At 40.0% G+C, this 4,444-nt stretch carries 4 protein-coding genes; 1 reads left to right on the plus strand and 3 read right to left on the minus strand.

What is annotated here, in order from left to right:
* Positions 1–346: 346 nt before the first annotated feature.
* Together LYNGBM3L_RS25940 and LYNGBM3L_RS25945 are read right to left on the minus strand one after the other, a co-directional pair.
* Positions 347–1,009, minus strand: a complete 663-nt coding sequence (locus LYNGBM3L_RS25940; protein WP_008188438.1) for a class I SAM-dependent methyltransferase — start codon at positions 1,007–1,009, stop codon at positions 347–349.
* Positions 1,010–1,017: 8 nt separating this feature from the next.
* Positions 1,018–2,442 carry a pyridoxal phosphate-dependent decarboxylase family protein gene (locus LYNGBM3L_RS25945; RefSeq protein WP_008188439.1) on the minus strand — a complete coding sequence of 475 codons (1,425 nt, stop codon included), beginning with the start codon at positions 2,440–2,442 and terminating at the stop codon, positions 1,018–1,020.
* 476 nt (positions 2,443–2,918) lie between these two features.
* Here LYNGBM3L_RS25945 and proX point away from each other — a divergent pair, with 476 nt between their 5' ends.
* Entirely contained in the window at positions 2,919–3,941 is a 1,023-nt protein-coding gene (gene proX, locus LYNGBM3L_RS25950; RefSeq protein WP_161603190.1) for a glycine betaine/L-proline ABC transporter substrate-binding protein ProX, read from the plus strand.
* On the opposite strand, the gene LYNGBM3L_RS41745 is transcribed toward proX, so the two are convergent.
* Positions 3,938–4,129 (minus strand): hypothetical protein, encoded by a 192-nt coding sequence (locus tag LYNGBM3L_RS41745; protein WP_131827173.1) that lies wholly within the window; start codon positions 4,127–4,129, stop codon positions 3,938–3,940. The two genes, proX and LYNGBM3L_RS41745, sit on opposite strands and share 4 nt — an antisense overlap.
* Positions 4,130–4,444 lie beyond the last annotated feature (315 nt).

The following is a 4,444-nucleotide window of genomic DNA, read 5'->3' on the forward strand; positions in this document are numbered from 1 at the left end:
CGTACGTACGTACGTACGTACGTACGTACGTACGNTTTAGGGGGCTTGGATGTAGCAAATGAGACTTCTCAGACAACCTCTGAGATGTAAGCTAATGCGCTACGCGCACGCTACTTGAAGTGCCGTCAGCTATCAGCTATCAGCTAATGCGCTACGCGCACGCGATCGCGTTCAGCTAGCAGGTGCTTTAACTACACGGGGTCGGATGAATAAAACGAGCAGGGATTTTCAACCAGCCGTACTAGCACTCCCCAGCTTGTTTACTACTTCCCGTTGATTAGCTGACCGCTGACAGCTGATAGCTGTTCGCGCAGCGTGCGCTTCGCGCATTAGCTGACCAGTTAAGTTATTTTTTAGTTCCTTCAATCATCACACCAACCCAGCCCAAATCATGAGTTTCCATAGAAAATCCTGCTGATTCAAGCAATTCCTGGAAATAGCTGAAAGGATAAGCATTAGCATGATGCAATCCCCCTTCTAAAATTACTTGATTGCCATCGATACTTTCTACCTTAAAACCTGTTTTGTCATAATAGCGTAAGCGCTCATCCATTACCTCTTGGTTAGATTTAAACGTAGATATAAATACCTTTTTATCTACTACTTTTGCCAGGTTATCGAAAATAGCTTGATGAAGTTGTTGAGGAATATTTCCAATGGTATTCCATGCCAATAATCCGTAAGTAAACGTTTCTTGAACCAGAGTTGTTAAATGTTCTGCTCTTCCGGCTAAAATGGTGACATTATTAAAGGTAGAAGTGGAGTCTTTAGCTAAGGCTACAAGCTGTTCTGAAAAATCAATTCCTGTAATCTTTCCTACAATAGGGGCAAGCTTACGAACATAACGTCCCTCACCACATCCTACATCCAGAACACTATCTACCCCTTTAAAGGTTCTCAGTATAAAGTCATCCTCTAACTCCATATACTCCCTGATTCCTTCTGTCTGATTTTGAGGCTCCAGAAACTTTAATCCCATCCCTTCGTAAAAGTCTTTGCTATCCTTCATTTTTTTTTCTATCCTTTAACACTTTCAACTAGTTTACCAGCATTAAGTAAATTATGGAAAAACGTTTCTAAATCAGTTTTTTGCAGTTCAGGGTTAGCCAGGATTAACCGAATCATAACCAGACCTTGATAATGAGCATAGTTGACAAAAGCTGTTCCAGAATGAAATAATCGGTTGCGTATGTCTAGATTCAGCTGGTCTAACCCAGTAGCGTCAAGCGGTTCATCTTTGGGGATATAACGGAAACAAATATTCAAAAATTGTGGTTCAGCGATTAATTCTAAATTATCGCAACGGCGGATATACTCGGTGGCATAATTAGCTAGGTCAAATAAATGATTGACCAGCTGATCATAACCTTTTTTACCATAGTATTTCCAACACAGCCATAATTTGAGTGCATCTACTCTCCGACCACATTGTAACGACTTAGTCCCTAAATTGTATAAATCATTTTCATCATCATGGAATAGATAATCCGTACCTCCCCCAGAGCAAGCTTCTGACAATAGTCCTTTTTGTTTCACTAAAATAGCGGAACAAATTAAAGGAACTCCCATTAATTTATGGCCATCCCAAGTAAAGGAATCAACTAACTCACTTCCTGCTAACAAATGCTGGTGTTTTTCACTAAATAAAACCGGCCCACCCCAAGCCGCATCGACATGCAGCCACAAGCCATATTTCCTGGTAATTTCGGCAAGGGTCGGTAAGGGATCGAAGGCTCCTAAAACAGTTGTACCGGCAGTTGCACCCACAAAGAACGGTGTTTTTTCTTCTGACAAGCTCTGTTGAATGGCAGCTTCTAGTGCTGCGGGAATCATTTTGCCATCAACACCAGACTTAACCTTGACTAAATTTTTGATGCCAATCCCTAACAAATTAGCAGCTTTTAAATAGGAATAATGAGCTTGATCGGAAACAAAGGCGACTAACTGATTATTACCCAATCCCTGTAATTTAGCTTCCGGTAAAACTTGATGTCGTCCACAAAGCATTCCGATCAGATTAGCATTACTTCCTCCAGTTACCATCAACCCTTCAGCTTCCTTAAACCCCACTAAACTGGTCAATTTTTTAATCAATTCTATTTCCATCAGGGTGGCTACGGGGGCGACATCATAGGTGTGCATGGTAGTATTCGTGGCACTGGTAACCATCTCGGCTATTATTCCCGGAATACTAGACCCACTAAAAAGTAGATTAAAAAATTGAGTGCTACCGGTTCTAACGCTATAGTTCAGGTAAGATTCTACTATAGGAATTAACGCTTCTAAAGCGACTCCCTCATCGGGTAAGGTTAAATCGAGTTTTTCCTTAAGATCATTAGCGGTTTGATAATTAACGACGTTGGAATCCGGTTCCAAATTACCGTCTAAATAGTTGAGAATTATGGCAAGGGTTTTAGTCAGGGTTGTTTCTTTATGCTTCATAGGGAGTGGGGAGTGGGCAGTAGGGAGTAGTGGTTGTAAAAATTGACTCTATATTTATTATTGATTTTTAATATTAAAAACGCTATAAATGGATATATTATCGACGGTTATACTAGACTTTATTGTAAAAGTAACAAGCGGCCATGATATCATCATATCAGGTTTTTTATATTAAATCAAGCGAAAAAAAAATTAATTATTCTGTAAGGATTTAGCTATCAGCTATCAGCATTCAGCTTTGTGCTAAGGCTCACGGCTGAATGCTTACATAGTATTTTGGTTTATATCATGTCAGGATACCCTTAATTAAAATTTCCCCCATCTCCCCATCTCCCCATCTCCCCATCTCCCCATCTCCCCATCTCCCCATCTCCCCATCTCCCACCCTGCTACTCCCTACTCCCTAGCTCCTTAAAAACTGCTATAGTTATGACTAACGGTAAGACTTGGTGATAAAAACCCTGGGAGAGGATTTAATGAAACGACAAGTGAGACAACTTACCTTAGGAATGACTCTGATCGCTTTGTTGCTCGGGTCAGTTGCCTGTGAGTCAACCTCCTCTGTAAAAAAAACTAAAGTTCGTTCTGCCCATAGTAACTGGGTCGAGGAACAGTTTCAAACCCAAATCGTCAATATTGGTCTGGAAAAACTTGGTTATGAAATCGAAGAACCGAAAGAAATAACCTATCCGGTTATTTATGTGTCTGTGGCTAATGGCGACCTAGATTATAGTACTATCAACTATGAAATATCACATCTAGAATTCTTTAAAAATGCTGGGGGTACCAAAAAAATAGAGCGAGTTGGAGTTATTACTCCTGATGTGATACAAGGCTATCAAATCGATAAAAAAACGGCTGAGAAATATAACATTACTAACCTGGAACAATTTAAAGATCCAAAGATTGCGAAACTATTTGATACAGACGGCAATGGTAAAGCTAATTTAATCGGTTGTGATCCTGGTTGGTTTTGCGAAGTGATAATCGATCATCACCTCAAAGCTTACGGATTAGAAGATACCGTTGAACACACTAGAGGACAATACATTGTGCTACTCGCCGATCTTATGACTCGCTACAAACAAGGGGAAAGCGTTATTTACTATGCTCAGAATCCTCACTGGATATCTACAATATTAAAACCCGATCAAGATATAATTTGGTTAGAAGTTCCCTTTACCTCTCTTCCTGAATCCCAGAAAGATCTAACTGAAAAAGACACCTCTGTAGACGGAAAAAATCTGGGATTTACTGTCGATCGTCAGCGGATTGTTGCTAACAAGAAATTTTTGGCAGCTAACCCAGTTGCCAAACGTTGGTTTGAACTGGTTCAAATTCCGGTTGAGGACATTAACGTTGAAAGCCTAAAGATCAAAGAGGGTGAGAGCAGTCCAGAAGATATCCGTCGCCATGCTAAAGAGTGGGTTGAGAAGAATCAAGAGTTGTTTGATAACTGGATAGAAGAAGCAAAAAAGGCAGGAGGGGATTCTATTTAAAGTGAAGAGGCAATAGGCAAGAGGGAATAGGGAGTAGGGAATAGGGAGTAGGGAGTAGGGAGTAGGGAGTAGGGAGTAGTGGTTGGGAAAATTGACTCTATATTATTACTAGCAAAAACGCTATAATTGGAGATATTATCGACAGCTATAATAGAATTTATTCTAATACCAACAAGCGGCAATGACATCAATCATAACAGGTTTTTGATATTAAATCAACCAGAAAAAATTTTTAATTATTCTGTAAGGATTCAGCTAATGCGCTACGGGCAAGCTACTTGAGGTGCTTATGCGCTATTGGCAAGCTACGGAACTTTTGAATAAACCAGATAAGCATTCGTTTAATAGTCACGAAAGTCACAGGGTCGAAGCCTGTGCCACAAAGCTGTTCAGCTTTTCCCCAGACTTTCAATTCTCATTAATCTCGAACTATTAAATTATCCCAAATTAAGTTTATTTTAAGCTGACAGCTGACAGCTGACGGCTGAATGCTTACATAGTAT

It is taken from the genome of Moorena producens 3L, assembly GCF_000211815.1.
Taxonomy (GTDB): domain Bacteria; phylum Cyanobacteriota; class Cyanobacteriia; order Cyanobacteriales; family Coleofasciculaceae; genus Moorena; species Moorena producens.